This is a genomic window from Janthinobacterium sp. KBS0711 (assembly GCF_000988085.1).
In the GTDB taxonomy this organism is placed as follows: Bacteria; Pseudomonadota; Gammaproteobacteria; order Burkholderiales; family Burkholderiaceae_D; genus Janthinobacterium; species Janthinobacterium lividum_E.
This window is the reverse complement of the sequence record NZ_LBCO01000035.1, coordinates 130,072-134,446: the sequence shown is the minus strand read 5'-3', so window position 1 is coordinate 134,446 and position 4,375 is coordinate 130,072. Positions and strand designations below refer to the sequence as shown.

The 4,375-nt window shown below is 68.1% G+C and carries 1 protein-coding gene; it reads left to right on the top strand.

Annotated features, from left to right (window positions below; genetic code table 11):
- On the top strand, nucleotides 1-4,375 hold a 4,375-nt coding region (locus VM94_RS27495; RefSeq protein WP_200899266.1), incomplete at both ends, for a putative Ig domain-containing protein.

Genomic DNA, 4,375 nt, shown 5'->3' with positions numbered 1-4,375 from the left:
TTCCGGGCAGGACAGTTTCACCTACAAGGCCAGCAATGGCGGCGGCACTTCGGCTGAGGCCACCGTGACGATCACGGTAACGCCCAGCGCACCCATCGCTGGCAATGTCAGTGCCACGGTGGCCTATGGCAGCAGCGCCACCGCGATTCCACTGGGCCTGAGCGGCGGCGCGCCGACATCGGTGGTGGTGGTGGCCGCCGCCAGTCATGGCACGGCGACTGCCAGCGGCACGAGCACCAGCTACACGCCGGCGGCAGGTTATTCCGGGCAGGACAGTTTCACCTACAAGGCCAGCAATGGCGGCGGCACTTCGGCGGAGGCCACCGTGACGATCACGGTAACGCCCAGCGCGCCCATCGCTGGCGATGTCAGTGCTACGGTGGCCTATGGCAGCAGCGCCACCGCGATTTCACTGGGCCTGAGCGGCGGCGCGCCGACATCGGTGTTGGTGGTGGCCGCCGCCAGCCATGGCACGGCGACTGCCAGCGGCACCAGCATCAGCTACACGCCGGCGGCAGGCTATTCCGGGCAGGACAGTTTCACCTACAAGGCCAGCAATGGCGGCGGCACTTCGGCGGAGGCCACTGTGACGATCACGGTAACGCCCAGCGCGCCCGTTGCCGCTGCCGTCAGCGCGACGGTGGCGTATGGCAGCAGCGCCAATCCGATCACCCTGAACCTGAGCGGCGGCGCGGCGACGTCGGTGGCGGTAGCCTCCGCCGCCGGCCACGGCACGGCGACGGCCAGCGGCAACAGTATCACTTACACGCCGGCGGCAGGTTATTCCGGGCCGGACTTCTTCTCTTACACGGCCAGCAATGGTGGCGGCACGTCGGCGGCTGCCGTCGTGACGATCACGGTGACGCCCAGCGTGCCCATTGCCGGCGCCGTCAGCGCGACGGTGGCGTACGGCAGCAGCGCCAATCCGATCACCCTGAATCTGAGCGGCGGCGCGGCGACGTCGGTGGCGGTGGCCTCCGCCGCCGGCCACGGCACGGCGACGGTCAGCGGCACCAGCATCACCTACACGCCGACGGCAGGCTATGCCGGGCCAGACAGTTTTATCTATACGGCCAGCAATGCCGGCGGCACGTCTGCGTCAGCCACAGTGACGGTCACAGTAGGCAATCCTAGCGTCAGCCTGACCCCGGCCACCTTGCCCAATCCGACGGCGGAGGCAGCCTACACTGCGACCTTGGCGGCGACGGGCGGCACGGCGCCGTATACCTATAGTGTGACCAGTGGCACCTTGCCCGTCGGCCTGAGCCTGAATACGGCCACCGGCGTGCTGTCCGGCACGACCAATGTGGCCGGCAGCTTCCCTGTCAGCATCAAGGTCGCGGACAGCAGCACCGGCGCGGGGGCACCGTTCAGTGCCAGCAACAGCTATACCTTGACAGTCGTTGCCCCCGTAATCTCGGTGACGCCAGGTTCGCTGGCGGTGCCGAAAGTGGCCACGGCATACAGCCAGCAATTGTCGGCCAGCGGCGGCGTCGCTCCCTATGCCTACACGGTGTCGGCAGGCAGCCTGCCTGCGGGCCTGACGCTGAGTAGCAGTGGTTTGCTCAGCGGTACGCCAACGGCGGGTGGCAGTTTCACGTTGACCGTGCAAGCGGCCGATGCGCACCAGTTTACCGGCACGCAAAGCTACACCTTGGTGGTGTCGTCGGCCAATATCAGCCTGACGCCAGCCACCTTGCCCAATGCGACAGCGGAAGCGGCCTACACGGCCACCCTGACTGCAGCGGGCGGCACGGCGCCGTACACCTTCAGCGTCAGCAGCGGTACCTTGCCCGCTGGCCTGAGCCTGAATGCGGCCACGGGCGTACTGTCCGGCACGACGAATGTGGCGGGCAGTTTCCCGTTCAGCATCAAGGTCACGGACAGCAGCACGGGCACGGGTGCGCCGTTCAGCGCCACCAACAGTTATACCTTGAGCGTCGGCGCGCCGACGATCACGGTCACGCCGGCAACGCTGCCGGCGGCGACTGTCGCCACGGCGTACAGCCAGCAACTGACGGCCAGCGGCGGCATCGCTCCGTATGTCTATACGGTCTCGAGCGGCAACCTGCCTGCCGGCCTGACCCTGAACGGCAGCGGTTTGCTCAGCGGCACGCCGACGGCGGCCGGCAGTTTTACCTTGACCGTGCAAGCGGAAGATGCGCACCAGTTCACCGGCACGCAAAGCTATACGCTGACTGTCGCATCGGCCACGGTCAGCCTGACGCCAGCCAGCCTGCCCAATCCAACGGCGGAAGCGGCCTACAGCACAACCCTGACGGCGGCGGGCGGCACGGCGCCACATACCTTCAGCATCAGCAGCGGCACCTTGCCTGCCGGCTTGACCTTGAATGCGGCGACCGGCGTATTGTCCGGCACCACCAATGTGGCGGGCAGCTTCCCGGTCAGCATCCAGGTCAAGGACAGCAGCACGGGCGTGGGGGCGCCGTTCAGCGCCACCAACAGCTACACCTTGGCCGTGGCGGAACCCACCTTGAGCCTGACGCCGGCCAGCCTGGCGGCGATCCGTGCCGGCGACGCGTACAGCCAGGCATTCACGGCTGGCGGCGGCGTGGCGCCGTATGCATATGCCGTGAGCGGCGGCGCCTTGCCGGCGGGCCTGGCGCTCGATGCGGCGACCGGTGTGTTGAGCGGCACGCCGACGGTGGCGGGCAGCTACAACTTCACCGTGCAGGCGAAGGACGCGCACCAGTTCACGGTGCAGCAAGCCTTGACCCTGCTGGTGAACCAGGCGCCGCCGCCGGTGGCCAATGAAACGGCGACGACGTCGGCCAACCAGGAAGTGAGTTTGACCATCGCCTCCACGGATGGCAGCCCGATCACGGCAGTGACCATCGTCACGCCGCCGCAACATGGCACCGTCACGGTGGTGTCGAGCGGCGCGGCGGGCGGCGGCAATCGCGCCTTCAAGGTGATGTATGTGCCCAATGCCAACTACTTCGGTCCGGACGCCTTCAGCTACACGGCGACGGGTCCGGGCGGCACCTCCGCCCCCGCGACGGTCAGCGTGACGGTGGCGCCGCGGCCCGTCCCCGTACCTGTCGCCAAGACGGCGACGGTCCTGGCCGGCACGCCGGTGACCTTGAATGTGACGCAAGGCGCCACGGGCGGGCCGTTCACGGCCGTGGCCATCACAACGCAACCTGCCAGCGGCACGGCGGTGGTCAATGGCATGGACATCGTCTACACGCCAGGCATCAATACCAGCGGCGAGATCCGCATCGGCTATACCGTGTCGAACGCCTTCGGCACCTCGGCGCCGGTGACCTCGACGATTACCGTCAATCCGATGCCGCAAGTGCTCAGCCAGAGCGTCACGGTGGTGGCCGGCCTGACGGTCAATGTCGACCTGACGGCGGGCGCCACGGGTGGCCCGTTCACGGCGGCGAATGTGCTGAGCGTGGCGCCGGCGGAAGCGGGCAAGGTGGTGGTGCGCGATGTGGGCACGGCCGGCAAGCCGTCGTACCAGCTGAGCTTTGCGGCCTCGGGCAAGTTCGCCGGCGCGGCCGTCGTCAGCTACACCCTGAGCAATGCGTATGCCACCTCGAAGCCGGGTGTCGTCAACGTGACGGTGACGGCGCGGCGCGATCCGTCGGTCGATCCGGAAGTGATCGGCCTGCAGGCGGCGCAAGCGGACGCGGCGCGGCGTTTCGCCAGCGCACAGCTGTCGAACTTCACGCAGCGCTTGGAAAGCCTGCATGGCGATGGCTGGGGGCGTTCCAGCTTCGGCCTGAGCCTGACGCCGCCAAACGACAGCGGCAATCCGACGGCGGCGCTGGCGCGCTGGCAGGCGGATGAAGCGGACCGCGTGTTCGGCACGGCCGTCAAACCGTTCATGCGCAAGGCGGCCTTGCGCCAGCCAGGCGCCGGTTTCAGCAGCGATGAACGGCAGCAGGTCGATGTCAGCGGCGCCACCAGCGGCTTGCCGGACATGCCGCAAAAGCCCGACACGCAGAAGCAGGCGCTGGCTCTGTGGCTCGGTGGCGCGGTGGACTTTGGCCAGCACTATGTGAACGGCCGCGACACGGGTTTCCGTTTCCGCACCAACGGCGTGAGCGTGGGCGGCGACTACCGCCTCAGCGACCTGGCGACCGTGGGTGTGGGCGCCGGCTTCAGCCATGACCGCAGCGACGTGGGCCAGAACGGCAGCCGCAGCACGGCCGACAGCGCCGTGGCGGCCGTGTATGGCAGCCTGCGTCCAAGCAAGGGCGTCTTCCTTGACGGCGTGCTCGGCTACGGCACCTTGCAATACGACGCATCGCGCTACCTCGCCGATGGCAGCGGTTTCGCCACCGGCGAGCGCGACGGCAAGCAGGTGTTCGGCGCGCTGGTGGGCGGCATCGAGATGCGCCAC